The sequence below is a fragment of the Streptomyces thermocarboxydus genome (genome assembly GCF_024760485.1).
GTDB lineage: Bacteria > Actinomycetota > Actinomycetes > Streptomycetales > Streptomycetaceae > Streptomyces > Streptomyces cellulosae.
The window spans coordinates 942,132-958,887 of sequence record NZ_CP058273.1; the positions used below are offsets into that span (position 1 = coordinate 942,132).

Genomic DNA, 16,756 nt, shown 5'->3' on the forward strand with positions numbered 1-16,756 from the left:
TTCGGTCCTTTCGGGGCTTGCTGGCTCTCGGAGGTTGTCCCACAGGCGACTTGAAGGCGGCTCAAGCGCGAGCGTGCCTTCGGCGCACCCTCATGCGGAGAGGTGCGAACCGTTGCCGGTGGAGTCGGTGGAAGGGCTGTCGGTGGTGGGGGCGGCGTCCGCGGCCGGAGCGGGCTGGGGGGACTCGGTGCCGGTTTCGGGGGTGGCAGGGGCGCGTACGGCGAAGGCCACGGCCGCGATCACTCCGGCCACCAGGAGGGCGCCGGCCCCGGAGCCGGTGCGGAAGGCGGTCACGCCGTCGTCGGAGGCCGCCCACACCAGGGCACCGAGCGCGGAGCCGAAGGCGACGCCGAGCTGGCGTACGAGGTTGGTGGTGCCAGCCGTCATGCCGAGCCGGTCGGGCGGGGTGTTGCCCATGGCGAGCACCTGGTTCTGCCCGTTGAACAGTCCGAAGCCGGCGCCGATGACGGCGAGCCGCCAGGCGATGTCCCAGGTGGCCCAGGCGCCGTCCGCCATGAGCAGCAGGACGACGCCCGCGGTCATCAGCGCCGCGCCGCCCAGCGCGACGGGCCGCGCGCCGAGCTTGTCGGCGGCCCGGCCGCCCAGCACTCCTGCCGCGGCGGTCGCGACCGCCAGGGCGACGAGGGCGAAGCCGGAGGCGCCGGGCGCGACGCCGAGCGTGTCCTGGAGGAAGAACGGCACCATGAACATGATCATGAAGACGCCGAGGTAGGCCAGGGCCAGCGCGAGGTGCGGACCGGCCACCCCAGGCGTGGTGACGAGGCGGCGGACGGCCACGGCCTCCTCCTGCCGGCCCCAGGCGAGGCAGAGCGGCATCGCGGCCAGCGCCACCAGCCCCCAGGCCGCCCCCGCGTCGACCGCGAAGGTCAGTCCGAGCAGGACGGCGACGGCCGCGCCGCCGAGGGTGATGGCCTCCACCAGCCAGCGGCGCTCGGGCCACGGCAGCCGCTCGCCGCGTGGCAGTTCACGGGCGGCAAGGGCGACGACGGCCGCGGCGGCCGGGACGCTGAGGTAGAAGATCCACGGCCAGTCCACGCTCTCCACGATCTGGCCGCCCACGACGGGACCGGCGAGTCCGCCCAGCGTGCCGAAGAGCATGACGAAGCCGAAGGCCCGGCCGCGCGCCTCGGGCGGCACCGCGACCGTCGCCAGGACCGGGGTCAGCGACATCATGATCACCGCGAAGCAGCCCTGGAGAACCCGGGCCGCGATGAGCCACTCGATGCCGGGGGCCAGCCCGCACGCCACGCTGAACAGGGCGAAACCCGTGCAGGCCAGGGTGAGGGCACGCCGCGGATCGGCCCGGTCGACCCAGCGTCCGGCGCACAGGCTCAGCCCGATCAGCGGTACCGCGTAGGCGAGGGTCACCCACTGGACCACCTCGGTGGTGGTGTCGAGGTCCGATCTGATGGTGGGGGAGGCCACGCCGACCACCGACGCGTCCAGCTGAGCGATGAACACGGCGAGGCCGGCGGCCGCCACCAGCCACCAGCGGTTCTTTCCGGGGGTATCCACGCGGCCTCCTCGGACCTGGGACGAGTGAGGGGAGGCGGCGCCTCGTCCACTGACCCGGCATCCCGGCCCCAAGAAGCGGAGCCACCTCCGTTTTCGGCAGCGTATCCGGAATATCCTCCGCTTCACAAGCCGGAACCGGAGACTTCTCCGCTATGCTCGGAACCATGACCGAGCCGCCCACCGAGCGCGCCGACGCCGCCCGCAACCGCCGCAAGATCCTGGACGCCGCCGCCCGGCTGGTGGCGGCCGAGGGCGCCGCGGGACTCTCGCTCGATCTGGTGGCCAAGGCGGCCGATGTCGGCGTCGGCACCGTCTACCGGCGGTTCGGGGACCGGGCGGGACTGGTCTTCGCCCTCCTGGAGGACCGCGAGCGCCGGTTCCGCGAGAAGCTCGACGGTCCGCCCCCGCTGGGCCCCGGGGCCCCGCCCGGACTACGCGTCCGCGCGTTCCTGCACGCCCTCGTCGACCTCGTCGAGGAACAGCGCGAACTGCTGCTGCTGGCCGAGGCCAGCTCCCCCGGCGCCCGTTACGGCAGCCCGCCCTACGCCGCCCAGCACACCCACCTGGCCGCGCTGCTCGAAGAGGCGGCTCCCGGTCTGGACGCCGCCTACCTCGCCGACGCGCTGCTCGCGCCGTTCACCCCGAGCCTGATCTCGTACCAGCTGTGCGAGCGGCGTTTCGACACCGCGCGGATCAAGGCGGGGCTGGACGACCTGGTCGGCGTCGTGCTGTCCAACACGACTGCCTGAGTCCCCACGGGCCCCCGGCCGCACGGCGGCCCCGCTGCCCGCTCCGCGGTCCTGCCCTCCCGCCCGGCACCACCGGTCCGTTGCCGCTCAAGTCTTGCGCGACCGTGTGCGGCGACCGTGGACGGACGTGTGTCAGGCCGACAAGGAGGCATCGAGGATGCTCGACAATCCGCCACTGAGCCCACAGGTCCGGGAAGACACCGCGGTCGGGGAGGCCGCCGCGCTCGCGTCGGGTGCCCAGGGCGTGACCGGTGCCGGAGTCGCCGAGCACGCCCACCGGGTCGCCGAGGTCGCCGCCCGCCACGCCCACGAGGCGGAGGACCGGCGCCGACCGCACCCGGAGGTGGTGGAGGCCCTGCTGTCCGCGGGCTTCGCCCGCCACTTCGTCCCCGCCGAACACGGCGGCCGCGTCGGCACGTTCGCCGAGCTGACCCGTGCCGTCACCACCGTCGGCGCGGCCTGCACGGCCACCGCGTGGTGCGCCTCTCTCGCCGCGAACCTGGCCCGGATGGCCGCCTACCTGCCCGCCGAGGGCCGCGCAGAGGTCTGGGCCAACGGTCCGGACGCGCTGGTCGTGGGTTCCCTGTCCCCGTTCGGCAACGCGGAGCGCGTCGACGGCGGCTACCGGCTGTCCGGCCGCTGGCCCTACATCAGCGGGGTCGACTTCTCCTCCTGGGCGCTGCTGTGCGGGACAGTCCCCGGCTCCGGCGGGCCCGTTCCCACCGTCTTCGCCGTACCCCGCTCCGCGTACTCCGTCGTGGACACCTGGGACAGCGTGGGCATGCGGGGAACCGGCAGCAACACCGTCGCCGTCGACGGTGCCCTCGTCCCAGCCTCCCGGACGTTCCTCCGTGCCGGCCTGCTGGCCGGCCGCCCCGTCGACGCCGCCGCCGCCTGCCACACCGTGCCTCTGGAGGCAGCGAACGGTCTGTCCTTCGTGACGCCGCTGCTCGGTGCGGCGCGCGGGACCCAGGAAGCCTGGTCGGCGTACGTGGCGGAGAAGGCGGCGGCGACGGCCGGGCGGAGCGGCGCACCGGGGCCGAGCCGCGAGACATACGCCGAGACGCTGGCCCGTTCCGTGGCCGAGATCGACAGCGCCCAGCTGCTGCTGGAGCGGTGCGCCGGTATCGCCGACCGTGGGGCGGACGTCGACCCGTTGGACCGCACCCAGAACCTGCGTGACTGCTCCTTCGCGGCGGAGCTGCTGGTCTCGGCCGTCGACCGGCTCTTCCGTACCTCCGGAACCGGCGGCCAGCTCACCACCCGCCCCATCCAGCGCTTCTGGCGGGACGTCAACTCGGCGTCCACGCACGTCGCCCTGCAGTTCGGGGCCGCGGCGACCGCCTATGCGGAGCGGCGGCTGTGGACGACGACCACGAGCAGCCCCGCCTCGGCGGCGTAACGTCCCTCCAGCACCGGCAGCCCCACCGGGGCCGACTCCGTGGGCCGGACCGTGAGCGTGTCACGGTCCGGCTCCGGCACGACGTGGGCCGTGTGGAACCCCAGGGGCTCTTCGACCCATGGGTACCACGCCTTGTACGCCGCCTCCTTGGCGCAGAACATAAGCGTGCCCCAGGGCAGCCCGGGTCGCGTGGGCAGGGCGGCGAGCCGCTCCCGTTCCCCCGGCGAGGTGATCCTGGGCAGCAGTGCGGGGCGCAGGGGAACGGCGCGTTCCGCGTCGATCCCGAGCGACCCGGCGTCGCGGCGGGGAGCAGCGACCGCGGCGCAGTAGTCCCGGCAGTGGGTGATGCTTCCGACGATCCCCGACGGCCACCGCGGCGCCCCGTGCGGGCCGCGCAGCAGAGGGCCGGCGCCGGCGCCGACAGCCGCGAGCGCCCTGCGGGCGCACATGCGGGCCCTGGCGAACTCCTGCCACCGCTTGGGCACCGCGTCCTCGCCGAGCTGCTCGTCCTCCTCCTCGTACAGCCAGGGCTGGGGACCGGCGCCGCCCCGCAGCTCGGCGCCCGCCGCCCAGGCGGGCAGCAGGGTGCCGAGCAACCGCGGGGCGGCCGTCCCGGGTGCGGACGCCGTCATGCGTAACAGGCGGGCAGCTTCCCGCCGTTGAACTCGACCAGCTCACCGAAGACGCCCACCACGTCCAGCGGGCTGCCCAGCGGCTCCCCAGCCAGCTCGGCGTAAGCCCGGTGCAGGTTCCCCACGAGCCGCTCCGCGTCCAGCCAGTGGCCGTACGGCCCCGGCGCGGCCTCCCAGGCCGTCTGCAGCGGCGTCAGCCCGGCCTCCCTGCCGCGCGCCGCGGCCTCCCGCACCCATCGCAGATACGCGGCGGTCTCCTCGATGACCTCGGGTCCGGCGACCGGGCCGTGTCCGCCCACGACGGTGCGCGGGGCGAGGTCACGTAGCCGGTCCAGAGTGCGCAGGCTGCCCTCGATCGACCCCATCAGCACGAAAGGTGTGCAGCCGGGCATGAGGATGTCCCCCGCGAACAGCACACGCTCCCGGGGCAGCCACACCAGTGTGTCGTTGGTGGTGTGGGCGGGGCCGGGGTAGATCAGTTCGAAGGACCGCTCCCCCAGGTGCAGCGTGAGGCCGTCCCGGTAGGTGAGGTGGGGCAGGGTGACCGTCACGTCGCCCCAGTCCACCGCCGGCCACAGGCCGGTCAGACCGAGACCGGCCGCGGCGGCCTCGTCCCGCAGCCGCTCGTGGGCGACGACCACCGCACGACCGTTGCCCACGATGGCGTTGCCGAAGGTGTGGTCCCCGTGGAAGTGGGTGTTGACGACGAGGCCGACCGGGGCCACGGAGACGGTCCCGATCGCGGTGCTCAGCGCACGGGCGCGGGACTCGGTCGCCGTGGTGTCGATCACGGCGGTCAGGTCCTTGCCGACGAGCACGCCGGCGTTGCTCACGCACCAGCCGCCCTCCGGCTGGACATAGGCGAAGACGCCGTCGGCGATCTCCTCCAGACGAACCGGTGCGGGCGCCGCCCCCAGCTCGTCGTGGGCGGCGGCGCCCGGCAGAGCGCCGGTCACCGTACGGCCGCCCGCCCGGCGGCCTCGACGTGCCGGCGGGCCTGCTCCAGGGTGCGGCGGCTGTTGCCGCCGAGCGCCTCCCGCACCCGGGTGCGGGCAAGCGCGAGGTCGGTGCCCGTACCGAGGACCTCGCCGATCGCGTCCGGGTCCAGGGCCACGCTGTGCCGCGCCGTCACCAGGGTGCCCCTGGGTGTCTCGTTCAGCAGCCATTCGCCGCTGTGTCCGAGCAGGCCCCGCGGGACGCTCGTCTGCTTGTAGACGATCTGCCGGTCGCGGAAGCAGAGCCGCACCGACTGCGTGGGGTGGACCGAGCCGTCGGGGGCCCGCGTCTCCATGTCCATCGTCTGTATCTCGGCGCCCGCGGCGGCGGCCGACTCCGGTTCGGTCTGCAGATCGAGCGCGGTGACGTGCGGCAGCCGCTCGGGCCAGAGGTCGGCGCGGTACAGGAAGTCGTACACCTTGTCCAGCGGTCCGTCGACCAGGACCTCGTCACTGAAGGAGAAGATCAGCTCGTCGGTGCTCTGGGGCCGCTCCGCCCAGTTCTTGACCGCCGCGATCTCCCGCTCACTGTTGCTGTCCAGGGCGGCCTCGATACGGTCGCCCGCCGTGGGGTCGGGACCGGCGGTGGCCCATGCGTGACCGAGGAGCAGCCGGGCGTGGGATCCGGCGGTCACCGGTTCCTCGAACTGCCAGTGGCCGCGCATCTCCGTGATCGGCGGGGACGGCTGCTGCTGGCGGAAGTCGATCCGCAGCGCGTCCGCGTCCAGCGTGCGGCGGGACACCCAGCTGCGGACGTCGCTGCCGACCACGGCCCACAGCCGGATCCGCTCCGAGGTGACGGTCGAGCCGCCGGGGGGACGGGCGGGCGGCACCGGGCGGGCGGCGGCCACCGGGGCCGCCGGTTCGACCGTCCCGGTCTCCAGTACCTGCGACCAGACGCACGGTGAGAACAGCAGCGGCCAGTGCAGCACGTCGGCGATCAGCCGGTACGCCTCACGGGGCTCGGCGGCTATGTCCGCCGTGTGCACGGCGGACCGGCGGTCGGGCTCGCTCATCGGATCTCCCATCAGTAGTTCCCCAGTCCGCCGCAGACGTTGAGGGCCTGCGCGGTGACCGCGGCCGCGGCGTCCGAGACCAGGTAGCCGACGAGCGCGGCGACCTCCTCCGGTTCGGTGTAGCGGCCGAGCGGGATCTTCGCCTCGAAGCGGCTCAGCACTTCCTGCTCGGTGACGCCCCAGATCTGCGCGTAGTGCTTGCGCACGTTGCCCGCCATCGGCGTCTCCACGTAGCCGGGGCAGACGGCGTTGACGGTAATGCCGGCCCTGGCGAGTTCCAGGCCCAGGGCCTTGCTGAAACCGACGACTCCGTGCTTCGAGGCGGAGTAAGGGGCGCCGAACACCACGCCCTGCTTGCCCCCGGTGGAGGCGATGTTGATGATCCGCCCGGTGGGCAGTTCCCGCATCCGGCCGGTGGTCAGCACCTGCTTGGTCACCAGGAAGACGCTGTTGAGGTTGGTGTTGATGACGTCGAACCACAGCTCGTCGGGGATCTCGGCGGTGACGCCGCCGCCGCTGCGGCCGGCGTTGTTCACCAGCACCTCGACGGGACCGAACCGCTCGACCGCCGCGCTCACCCAGGCGCCCACGCTCTCGGCCGAGGTGACGTCGCAGGCGGCGCCGTCCACGGTGTGGCCGCGGCCCCGCAGGTCCTTGACGGTCTCGGCGACGGCCGTCTCGTCGCGTGCGCAGATGAACACCGGATGGCCTCGCTCGGCGAGCGTCGAGGCGACGGCCAGGCCGATGCCCCGGGTGGCTCCGGTCACGACAGCGGTTCCGCGTCCGCCGTTCGCTGATGTGGTCATGGCTGCTCCTCGTACAGAGAGACCGGGACGTGGGAAGGAAGGGGATCGCTGGAGAAGGGGTGGCGCGGCGGGGGTTCACCGAAGTGAGAAGGGGGGCTCACCCAAGTGAGGAAGGGGAATCTCGGAAGTGACAAGGAACTGCCGTCGCGGCCCGTCCGACACGAGCCGGACCGCGACGACAGCCCTCGGGCGTCACGCGGCTCGGGGGATGGCCACGTTGACGCGGTCCAGGAACTCGCGCGGGGTGCCGATCGAGGCGACCTCGTCGTCGCTCAGCTCGGCACCGAAGCGCTGGGCGATCAGCGCGGCGCTCTCCATCAGGGCGAGCGAGTCGTAACCGAGATCGCTGAACGGCGTGTCCAGCGCCTGCGGACCGAGCCCGGTGGACTCGTCCTCCCCGGCGCACTCGGCGAGGATCTGCTTCAGGTCGTCGAAGGTCATCAAACTCATCTCGTGCCTCTCTCTGCTCTGCGGTGGCGATGGCTGTGGGCGGGCCGACCGAGGTGGCCGGCCGTGCGGGGGGCCTGCTGACGAGGCGGCTCCGGGCCGGCAGGCCGTCGCGTCGTCTTTCGGTGTCCTTGGCCGACCGCCGTCCCGAACCGCCGCGCCGGAGGGCGGCTGCCTGGACGACTCGGTTCGGCGGGCAGGCGTCCGTGCGGGTGTCCCACGGATCGGGGCGGCCCCCGTCGCCGGTCCATTCGCGTCACTTGTGAGTGACGGCCGCCCGGGGCGACCGCACCCGGACGCACCGAATCGCACGACTCGGCCGGCGGTCGGCGGGTCAGGCCGGGTGCGGTGCGCGGACGACGACTGCCGCGTTGAAGCCGCCGTATCCACGGGCCAGCACCAGGGCCGTACGGACGGACGTTCTGCGGGGCTCTCCGCGCACCAGGTCGAGCCGGTGCGTGGCGACCAGCCGCTCCACGTGGCCGGTCGGCGGCAGCACGCCGTCCCTGATCGAGAGCAGAGCCGCCGCCACGTCCAGGGGCGGGCCACCCCCGGCCAGTCGGCCGGTGAGGGTCTTGGGCACGGTGACCGGCACCCCGTACGGGCCGAACAGTTCCTCGATCACGGTGGCCTCGATGTCGTCGAGCGCCGGCAGTGCCGCCGCGTCGGCGAAGACCACGTCCACGTCCTCGGCGGTGACCGAGGCGTCGGCGAGGGCGAGCCGGGCGGCGCGGCCCAGACCGGGTGGCCGGCCCGACCCGGGCGGGGGGTCGAAGGTGGCCGCGTAGCCGGCGATCTCGCCGTAGATCCGCTCGGCTCCGCGCCGGGCCGCGGCCTCGGCGTCCTCCAGTACGAGGATGGCGCCGCCCTCGCCCGGCACATGACCGCAGGCCCGTGTGTCGAAGGGCAGGTAGGCCCGCTCCGGGTCGCGGGCGCGCGAGAGCCTTCCGCTGGAGAGGTGCGAGACGAGCCCCCACGGGTCGAACGCGGACTCCACACCGCCCGTCAGCGACAGCACACCGCCGCGGCGCAGGGTGCGGCGGGCGTGTCCGATCGCGTCGAGTCCGCCGGCCTGTTCCGCGACGAGGACGCCGCTGGGGCCTCGCAGCCCGTTGCGGATCGAGATCTGGCCGGTGTTGACGGCGTAGAACCAGGCGAAGGACTCGTAGACACTCACCCGTTCCGGGCCTTCGGTCCACAGCTTGCGGATCTCGCGGTGGGTGAACTCGAAGCCGCCGGTCGCGTTGGAGGTGACGACGCCGATGCCGTACTCGGGCAGGGCCGGCAGGTCGGCGCCGGAGTCGGCGAGCGCCCAGTCGGCCGCCGTGAGGGCGAGCCGGGTGACCCGGTCCGTCTGTGGCAGCAGCCGGCCCGGGAGGTGGTCGGCGGCCTCGAAGCCGGTGACGCGGCCGATGAGGGAGACGGGATAGCCGGAGGTGTCGTAGTCGGCGACGGGCCTGATCCCGTGCTCCCCGGCCAGCGTCGCCCGCCACCATTCCTCCGTGCCGAGGCCGTTGGGTGCGACGACCCCGATGCCGGTCACGACCGGGGCGGCCTTCACGGTCGCGGTGTCCTGGGTGGTCGCGGTGTTCCGGTTGTTCCGGGTGGTCGCGGCGGTCATCGGCGCACCTCCTCACGTGTCAGGACCATGGCGGACTGGAAGCCGCCGAACCCACTGCCCACGCTCAGCACGGCGTCGACCTGCTTCTCCCGGGCCTCGTTGGGCACATAGTCCAGGTCGCACTCGGGGTCGGCTTCGTGCAGGTTGGCCGTGGGCGGCACCACGCCGTACTCCATGGCCAAGGCGCATGCGGCGATCTCGATGGAGCCGATCGCGCCCAGCGAGTGCCCGATCATCGACTTGATGGAGCTGATCGGGACGTCGTAGGCATGGGAACCGAGGGTCTCCTTGAACGCGCCGGTCTCGTGGCGGTCGTTCTGCTTGGTGCCCGAGCCGTGGGCGTTGACGTAGTCGACGTCCCGCGGCGCCAGGTGCGCCTCGGTCATCGCGTGCCGGATCGCCTCGGCCATCTCGCGGCCGTCGGGCTTGAGTCCGGTCATGTGGTAGGCGTTGCAGCGGGTGGCGTAGCCGCCGATCACCCCGTAGATGTGGGCGCCGCGGGCCCTGGCGTGCTCGACCTCCTCCAGGACGAACATGGCGGCGCCCTCGGCCAGGACGAACCCGTTGCGGGTGCGGTCGAAGGGCCGGGAGGCGTGCTCCGGGTCGTCGTTGCGCGGTGTGGTCGCCTTGATCGCGTCGAAGCAGGCCACCGCGATGGGTGAGATCGGGGTGTCGGCCGCGCCGGCGATCATCACGTCGGCGTTCCCCTCGGCGATCAGGTCGCGGGCGTAGCCGACGGAGTCCAGGCCGGAGGTGCAGCCGGTGGAGACCACCGCCGCGGGGCCCTCGGCTCCGGCGGCCCAGGCCACCTCGGCGGCGAGTGAACTGGGCACGAAGGCGTCGTAGAGGTGCGGGGAGACGTAGTCGCCGTCCACCTCCCACTTGCGCCCGTTGTCGCTGAGCACGAGGTACTCGCGCTCCAGGCTGGTGGTGCCGCCGACCGCGCTGCCCACGCTCACCCCGACGCGATGCGGATCGAGCTCCGCGAAGGTCAGTCCACTGTCGGCGAGGCACTCGCGGGCGCTGACCACGGCGAACTGTGCCGCCCGGTCCATGCGCCGCACCTCGCGCGGGGTGAGCCCGTGGCGCTGCGCGTCGAAGTGCACCTCCGCCGCGACCTGGGAACGGAAGCGGGAGGGGTCGAAGAACGAGATGGTCCGGGTGGCCGTACGTCCGGAAACCATCAGCTCCCAGAAGGCCTTCTTGCCCACACCTCCCGGCGCGACAACCCCGATCCCGGTGATGGCCACACTTCGGTTCACTGGTCGAGCCCCCTCCTCGTGGACGTGCTCCGACTGGCTGCCGTGTCGCCGTCGAACTGCGAACGACTGTGTGCGCGGCTCCTCGATCAGCGCTCGAGAAACGCTGGCGCGGTCTGCGGGCGCGGCTGCTCCAGCGGAGTTCCAGCCCTGGTCGAGCCATGGGTGTGAGCCTCGGTCCGGTCGTCGAACGCACCGGAGCACCGGACATCGCGAGAGGACCTTCAGTGGACGCACGACTCACTGCCCTACTGCTGCCGGGCCAGGGAGCACAGCGGGAGCGCATGGCGGGCGCCCTGTACGGCGAGGTGCCCGAGTTCACCGCGCCGATGGACAGCTTCTTCCGGGCTCTGGGCGCGGAGGGGGCCCGGCTGCGTGACGAGTGGCTGCGTCCGGCGCCCAATCCGGCGCTGGACGACGCGCTGGTGGCCCAGCCGCTGCTGTTCGCGGTGGGCCATGCGCTGGGCCGGTGGGTGGCCGCGACGGCCGGCGGCCCGCAGGTGCTGCTCGGACACAGCGCCGGGGAGTTGGCGGCGGCCTGTCTGGCCGGTGTGTTCTCGCCGGAGGACGGCGCCCGGCTGATGGCCGGCCGGTCGGCGGCACTCACCGGCGGGGAAGCGGGCGGCATGCTCGCCGTGGCCGGGGCGCCCGAGGGGCTGCGGCCGCTGTTGCGGGACGACGTTGCCGTCGCGGCTTTCAACGGCCCACGGCAGACGGTCCTCGCGGGACCCGCGCAGCCCCTCGCAGAGACCGCCCGGCGGCTGGGCGACGCGGGGTTCACCGTACGGCCGCTGCGGTCGCGGCATGCCTTCCACTCGCCGGTGCTGGCCTCGGCGGCGGACCGCTTCGCCCGTTCCCTGAGCTCGATCGGGTTGTGCGCGCCCCGCACGGACCTGTGGTCCGGGCGCACGGCGCGGCGGGTCGGCGCGACCGAGGCCGTCGATCCCCGCTTCTGGGCCGACCAGTTGGCGCTTCCCGTGCTGTACTGGCCGGCGTTGCGGGCTCTGCTGGACGCCGAGGGCACGGCGCCGGGACTGATCCTGCTGGACGCCAGCGCGGACCACAGCCTGACCGCCCCGGCCCGCCGCCATCCAGCCGTCCGGTCCGGGGCCAGCGTCGTGGTGCCCTTGCTGGCCCGCCCGAGCGGGGACGGCGACGACCTGAGTGCGCTGGCCCGGGCCCGCGAGATCCTGTCGGAGCGGGCCCGGGAGGCTCAGGCCGCGGCGAGCTGCGCGTCCACGTAGGCGATGAGCGCGCCGGGCGTCGTCAGCTCGTCGAGCTGCTCGTCGGGCACGCGCACCGAGAACTCGTCCTGAATACGGACGACGATCTCGTACACGGTCAGCGAGTCGTAGCCGAGGTCGGCGAACTCGGAGTCCAGCACGGACTCCTCCAGCGCCGCGGCCTCCGCTCCGTCGAAGCAGGCGTCCACGACGGCTTTGAACTCGGACAGGGTGAAGCTGGCCACGGAGGGTCCTCCTGATCGTCGGGGCGGTCGGTCGGCCCTGACACGTTCGACCGCAAGCCTCGAGCCGGGCTAGAAACGAACTGGACCTGACCACGACACCCCCTGCCACCGGCGGCCCGCTCACCGCCCCGCCCCGCCACCCCGGCCGCGCCCGGCGGCCCTGCTCAACTGCGCCTCGATCGCCCCTCTAGCGCGGCTGCCGAGGCTGGGCCCCCAGCCGTCGCACCCGAGGGAGCACCGCAGATGACGCAGACAGCACACGGGCCGCAGCCGACCGCGGCGGGCAACGGTCCGACGCCGGTGCCCGCCGACGTCTACGTGGAGGTCCAGCAGTTCTACGCGGCGCAGATGCGTCTGCTCGACAGCAACGACTTCGAGGGATTCGGAGCCACCTTCACCGAGGACGGGGCCTTCCGGCCGGCCGGCGGAGGCCTCCTGGAGGGGCCCGCCGCCATCGCCAAGGCCGCCGCGGCCGCCGCAGGCCGCTTCCAGGGTGGCCAGCCCCGGCACTGGTTCGACATGCTCACGGTGGACCGGACGGAGGACGGCTCGCTGCACACCTCGTACTACGCAGTCGTCAGCGTCACCGCCGCCGACGGGCGCAACGTCCACGAACCGAGCGTCGTCGTACGGGACGTGCTCACCTGGACCGACGGCGGCCTGCGCAACGCCTCGCGCACGATCCGCCGCGACGACCACCTGGCGGCCGAGTCCGCACGGGACTGAGCCGGCCGAACCATCCCTGAGACGAGAGGAAGCCGTTGTCCCCCTCCCCCACTCCCACCCCCCAGTCCATGCGCCGCGCACTGAAGCGGGCCCGTGACGGTGTGGCGCTCGACCGGGCCGAGGCCACCGTGCTGCTCCAGGCCCGCGGCGAGGACCTGACGGACCTCTCGGCGTCGGCGGCGCGGGTGCGGGACGCGGGGCTGGCCGAGGCGGGCCGGCCGGGTGTCATCACGTACTCGCGGAAGGTGTTCCTCCCGCTGACCCGGCTCTGCCGGGACCGGTGCCATTACTGCACCTTCGCGACAGTGCCGGGCCGGCTGCGGCGAGCCGGGCACGGCATGTTCCTCCCGCCCGGCGAGGTCCTTGACATCGCCCGGCGGGGCGCGGCCCTCGGCTGCAAGGAGGCCCTGTTCACCCTGGGCGACCGTCCCGAGGAGCGCTGGCCGGAGGCACGGGAGTGGCTGGCGGCCGAAGGCTACGACAGCACCCTGGCGTACGTACGGGCCATGGCCATCCGGGTACTGGAGGAGACCGGCCTGCTGCCGCACCTCAACCCCGGGGTCATGTCGTGGACGGAGTTGCAGCAGCTGAAGCCGGTGGCGCCGTCGATGGGCATGATGCTGGAGACCACCGCGACCCGCCTGTGGTCGGAGCCCGGCGGCCCGCACCACGGCTCCCCCGACAAGGAACCGGCGGTACGGCTGCGGGTCCTGGAGGACGCCGGCCGCTCCTCGGTCCCCTTCACCTCGGGCATCCTCATCGGCATCGGGGAGACGTACGAGGAGCGCGCGGAGTCCCTCTTCGCCCTGCGGAAGGTCTCCCGCGCCCACCACGGCATCCAGGAACTGATCATCCAGAACTTCCGCGCCAAGCCGGACACGGCGATGCGCGGCATGCCGGACGCGGAGCTGGACGAGCTGGTCGCCACCGTCGCCGTCGCCCGTCTGGTCCTCGGCCCCACCGCCTGCCTCCAGGCCCCGCCGAACCTGGTCGACGCCGAGTACGGGCGGCTGATCGCCGCCGGCATCGACGACTGGGGCGGAATCTCCCCGCTCACCATCGACCACGTCAACCCCGAGCGGCCCTGGCCGCAGATCGAGGAACTGGCCGAGCAGTCCCGCGCGGCCGGCTTCGAGCTGCAAGAACGCCTGTGCGTCTACCCGGAGTTCGTGCGGCGCGGCGAGCCCTGGCTGGACCCGCGGCTGCGCCCGCACGTCGCCGCGCTCGCCGACCCGGAGACGGGCCTGGCGCGCCCCGACGCCCTCCCGAAGGGCCTGCCCTGGCAGGAGCCGGACGAGGCGTTCACCGCCACCGGCCGCACCGATCTGCACCGCACCATCGACACCGAGGGCCGCACCGGCGACCGCCGCGCCGACTTCGACGAGGTGTACGGCGACTGGGACGCGCTGCGCGAGGCCGCCGCGCCCGGCATGGTCCCGGAGCGGATCGACACCGACGTCCGCGAGGCGCTGCGCACGGCCGCCGACGACCCGACGAAACTGACGGACGCGGAGGCGCTGGCGCTGTTCCACGCGGACGGGCCCGCCCTGGACGCGCTGTGCCGCATCGCCGACGACGTGCGGAAGTCGGCGGTCGGGGACGACGTGACGTACATCGTCACCCGCAACATCAACTTCACCAACGTCTGCTACACCGGCTGCCGCTTCTGCGCCTTCGCGCAGCGCCGCACCGACGCGGACGCGTACACGCTCTCCCTGGAACAGGTCGCGGACCGTGCCGCGCAGGCGTGGGACGTGGGCGCGGTGGAGGTGTGCATGCAGGGCGGCATCCACCCCGACCTGCCCGGCACCGCCTACTTCGACATCGCGCGCGCCGTGAAGGAACGCGTCCCCGGCATGCACGTCCACGCCTTCTCCCCGATGGAGGTGGTGAACGGCGCGACCCGCACCGGCATGTCCATCCGCGAATGGCTCACGGCGGCGAAGGAAGCGGGCCTGGACACCATCCCCGGCACGGCGGCGGAGATCCTCGACGACGAGGTCCGCTGGATCCTCACCAAGGGCAAGCTGCCGGCGGCGACGTGGACCGAGGTCATCACGACGGCCCACGAACTGGGCATCCGCTCCTCGTCGACGATGATGTACGGCCACGTCGACCAGCCGCGCCACTGGCTCGGCCACCTGCGCACCCTGGCCGGCATCCAGCAGCGCACCGGCGGCTTCACCGAGTTCGTGACGCTGCCCTTCGTGCACACCAACGCCCCCGTCTACCTGGCCGGCATCGCCCGCCCCGGCCCGACGGTCCGCGACAACCGTGCCGTGACGGCGATGGCCCGCCTGCTGCTCCACCCGTGGATCCCCAACATCCAGACGAGCTGGGTCAAACTGGGCGCGGAGGGCGCGGCGGAGATGCTGCGCTCCGGCGCCAACGACCTGGGCGGGACCCTGATGGAGGAGACCATCTCCCGCATGGCGGGCTCCTCCTACGGCTCCTACAAGTCGGTCAAGGACCTCATCGCGGTCGCGGACGCGGCGGGCCGCCCGGCGAAGCCGCGCACGACCCTGTACGGCCAGGTCCCCGAGGAGCGGCGGCGCGCGGCGGAGACGTCGGACGGCCACCTGCCGGAACTGCTGCCCGTGCTCGGGGCCTGACCGTGCCCGGTACCGACGCCACCTCCTGGACCGTGGTGCTGCCGGTCAAGCCGTTCACCCTGGGCAAGAGCCGGCTCGGGTCCTGGGCCGGTGATCTCAGACCGGACTGGGCGCGCGCCTTCTTCCTGGACACGCTGAACTCGGTCGTTCGCACGCCGGGGGTGGAGCGGGTGATCGTCGTGTCGGGCGATCCGCAGGCCCGCACGCTGGCGGTCCGGGCCGGTGCCGACGCCGTGGACGACACGCCTGCGCGCGGCCTCAACGCCGCCGTCCGCCGCGGGGCCGGTCGGGCCGCAGCCCGCTCAGCAGGTCCGGTGGCCATCGTGACCGCGGACCTTCCGGCTCTGCGTCCCGGGGAACTGGCGCGGGTGCTGGCCGAAGCCGGCGCCCGGCCCCGGGCTTTCCTCGCCGACCACACGGGCCACGGCACCACCGTCCTGACGGCCCACACGCCGGGGCTGCTCCTCCCCCGCTTCGAGGGAGCCTCGCGCGCCCGGCACGCGGCGAGCGGCGCCCATGAGATCGCGAACCCGCAGGTGCCCGGCGCCCGCCTGGACGTCGACACACCCACGGAACTCGTCGCCGCCCTGCGTCTGGGCCTCGGTCCGCACTCCACGTCCCTGGCCTCCACGCTCGGCCCGGAACGGCCCATGTCGATGTACGCCGACGTGTGGTCCCTTCCGCGGGTCGCCGAGGTGGAGCAGTCCGTCGCAGAGGGCCGGGAAGCCTGGTAGCCGTACGGACATGGGTGAGCCCCCGACGCCCCCGTGGGGACGCTGTCGGTTTATGCGGGGGCTCCTACTCGGCCCCGCTGAGCTTTGGCCGGCGGGGCCGAGTGTTGCCAAGTGGCCGGTGCGGGTTCGGGCTTGAGGCATGTCGGTGAGGTGGGCGTCGATGCTGGCAGGTTGATGACGACGCCGGCGACCGGCCCTGTGAGCCTGACGCCGTGGTCACTCCGGGTGCTGACCAGCAGATGCGCGTCGACGTATCCGGCATGGACCAGGACCGGACCCAGACCTGGCGCACGGTCCGCACCTGTTCGAGTATCCGCAGTTCTTCGGGTGGCCCCGGGTGAGAGGACGGCTTCGAGCAGCCGCATCCCGTCACAGCCGATCCTCGTCCCCACCTCCTCCCGCTTCCTGACCGCTCACAGGGCCGGACCGGTCGTGCGGAAACGGTTCTGCTGGTGAACGTACGCCCGGGACGTGTCCGCGGCACGTGACCGAACCCATACGGGTCCCGTAGCCGTCCGGTAGCGCACCGTCAGTCCATGGCCCTAGGCTTGTCCGCATGTCCCCCGATTTAACGCCCCCTGGTTCCGTGCGGTCCGCCGCCGAGGTGAACGAGCAGATCCGCGCCCTGTGGCTGCGGGCGGGCGGCTCCCTGTCCGCCCAGGAGCGTGAGGAGTACGAGATGCTGGTCGTCGAGTGGGCGGCCGCGATCCGCGGACGGGTCGTCGAGGCGGCCTGACGCCCGCGCCCGTCCCA

16 protein-coding genes are annotated in these 16,756 nt (G+C 73.2%); 7 read left to right on the forward strand and 9 right to left on the reverse strand.

Annotation, left to right across the window (positions count from 1 at the left end; all coding sequences use genetic code 11):
- Window positions 1-90: 90 nt before the first annotated feature.
- On the reverse strand, window positions 91-1,536 hold the full coding sequence (locus tag AY578_RS04420; RefSeq protein WP_052183289.1) for an MFS transporter: 1,446 nt from the start codon (window positions 1,534-1,536) through the stop codon (window positions 91-93).
- A 164-nt stretch (window positions 1,537-1,700) separates the two neighbouring features.
- On the opposite strand from AY578_RS04420, the gene AY578_RS04425 reads away from it, so the two are divergent.
- Both AY578_RS04425 and AY578_RS04430 read left to right on the forward strand, forming a co-directional pair.
- Window positions 1,701-2,285, forward strand: a complete 585-nt coding sequence (locus tag AY578_RS04425) for a TetR family transcriptional regulator (protein ID WP_199781938.1) — start codon at window positions 1,701-1,703, stop codon at window positions 2,283-2,285.
- Between the two features lie 157 nt (window positions 2,286-2,442).
- On the forward strand, window positions 2,443-3,687 hold the full coding sequence (locus tag AY578_RS04430; protein WP_028959833.1) for an acyl-CoA dehydrogenase family protein: 1,245 nt from the start codon (window positions 2,443-2,445) through the stop codon (window positions 3,685-3,687).
- Here the strand turns inward: AY578_RS04430 and AY578_RS04435 are convergent.
- The 7 genes from AY578_RS04435 to AY578_RS04465 all read right to left on the reverse strand — a co-directional run bounded on the left by AY578_RS04435 (window position 3,630) and on the right by AY578_RS04465 (window position 10,466).
- On the reverse strand, window positions 3,630-4,319 hold the full coding sequence (locus AY578_RS04435) for a 4'-phosphopantetheinyl transferase superfamily protein (protein ID WP_019524861.1): 690 nt from the start codon (window positions 4,317-4,319) through the stop codon (window positions 3,630-3,632). The genes AY578_RS04430 and AY578_RS04435 overlap by 58 nt on opposite strands.
- Entirely contained in the window at window positions 4,316-5,275 is a 960-nt protein-coding gene (locus AY578_RS04440; RefSeq protein ID WP_136237406.1) for an MBL fold metallo-hydrolase, read from the reverse strand. Before AY578_RS04440 ends, AY578_RS04435 begins: the two co-directional genes overlap by 4 nt.
- On the reverse strand, window positions 5,272-6,330 hold the full coding sequence (locus AY578_RS04445; protein WP_019524863.1) for an SRPBCC family protein: 1,059 nt from the start codon (window positions 6,328-6,330) through the stop codon (window positions 5,272-5,274). Before AY578_RS04445 ends, AY578_RS04440 begins: the two co-directional genes overlap by 4 nt.
- Before the next feature lie 11 nt (window positions 6,331-6,341).
- Window positions 6,342-7,136 (reverse strand): SDR family NAD(P)-dependent oxidoreductase, encoded by a 795-nt coding sequence (locus tag AY578_RS04450; RefSeq protein WP_026243819.1) that lies wholly within the window; start codon window positions 7,134-7,136, stop codon window positions 6,342-6,344.
- Between the two features lie 192 nt (window positions 7,137-7,328).
- Window positions 7,329-7,586 carry an acyl carrier protein gene (locus tag AY578_RS04455; RefSeq protein WP_026243820.1) on the reverse strand — a complete coding sequence of 86 codons (258 nt, stop codon included), beginning with the start codon at window positions 7,584-7,586 and terminating at the stop codon, window positions 7,329-7,331.
- 331 nt (window positions 7,587-7,917) lie between these two features.
- Window positions 7,918-9,204, reverse strand: a complete 1,287-nt coding sequence (locus AY578_RS04460) for a beta-ketoacyl synthase N-terminal-like domain-containing protein (protein WP_202415343.1) — start codon at window positions 9,202-9,204, stop codon at window positions 7,918-7,920.
- Window positions 9,201-10,466: a beta-ketoacyl-[acyl-carrier-protein] synthase family protein gene (locus AY578_RS04465; protein ID WP_258902081.1), complete on the reverse strand. Its 1,266-nt coding sequence runs from the start codon at window positions 10,464-10,466 to the stop codon at window positions 9,201-9,203. The genes AY578_RS04460 and AY578_RS04465 overlap by 4 nt, the downstream gene beginning before the upstream one ends.
- A gap of 224 nt (window positions 10,467-10,690) precedes the next feature.
- On the opposite strand from AY578_RS04465, the gene AY578_RS04470 reads away from it, so the two are divergent.
- Window positions 10,691-11,707 (forward strand): acyltransferase domain-containing protein, encoded by a 1,017-nt coding sequence (locus tag AY578_RS04470; protein WP_161108176.1) that lies wholly within the window; start codon window positions 10,691-10,693, stop codon window positions 11,705-11,707.
- On the opposite strand, the gene AY578_RS04475 is transcribed toward AY578_RS04470, so the two are convergent.
- Entirely contained in the window at window positions 11,677-11,931 is a 255-nt protein-coding gene (locus tag AY578_RS04475; protein ID WP_019524869.1) for an acyl carrier protein, read from the reverse strand. The genes AY578_RS04470 and AY578_RS04475 overlap by 31 nt on opposite strands.
- Before the next feature lie 243 nt (window positions 11,932-12,174).
- On the opposite strand from AY578_RS04475, the gene AY578_RS04480 reads away from it, so the two are divergent.
- The 4 genes from AY578_RS04480 (at window position 12,175) to AY578_RS04495 (ending at window position 16,739) form a co-directional block, all read left to right on the forward strand.
- The gene (locus tag AY578_RS04480) at window positions 12,175-12,657 is read left to right on the forward strand and encodes a nuclear transport factor 2 family protein (RefSeq protein WP_136237408.1); all 483 of its coding nucleotides are present in this window, start codon (window positions 12,175-12,177) and stop codon (window positions 12,655-12,657) included.
- 35 nt (window positions 12,658-12,692) lie between these two features.
- Window positions 12,693-15,269 carry a bifunctional FO biosynthesis protein CofGH gene (locus AY578_RS04485; protein WP_420341307.1) on the forward strand — a complete coding sequence of 859 codons (2,577 nt, stop codon included), beginning with the start codon at window positions 12,693-12,695 and terminating at the stop codon, window positions 15,267-15,269.
- Between the two features lie 2 nt (window positions 15,270-15,271).
- The gene (gene cofC / locus AY578_RS04490; protein ID WP_240801117.1) at window positions 15,272-16,003 is read left to right on the forward strand and encodes a 2-phospho-L-lactate guanylyltransferase; all 732 of its coding nucleotides are present in this window, start codon (window positions 15,272-15,274) and stop codon (window positions 16,001-16,003) included.
- Between the two features lie 556 nt (window positions 16,004-16,559).
- The gene (locus tag AY578_RS04495) at window positions 16,560-16,739 is read left to right on the forward strand and encodes a hypothetical protein (protein ID WP_063823437.1); all 180 of its coding nucleotides are present in this window, start codon (window positions 16,560-16,562) and stop codon (window positions 16,737-16,739) included.
- Window positions 16,740-16,756: the final 17 nt, after the last annotated feature.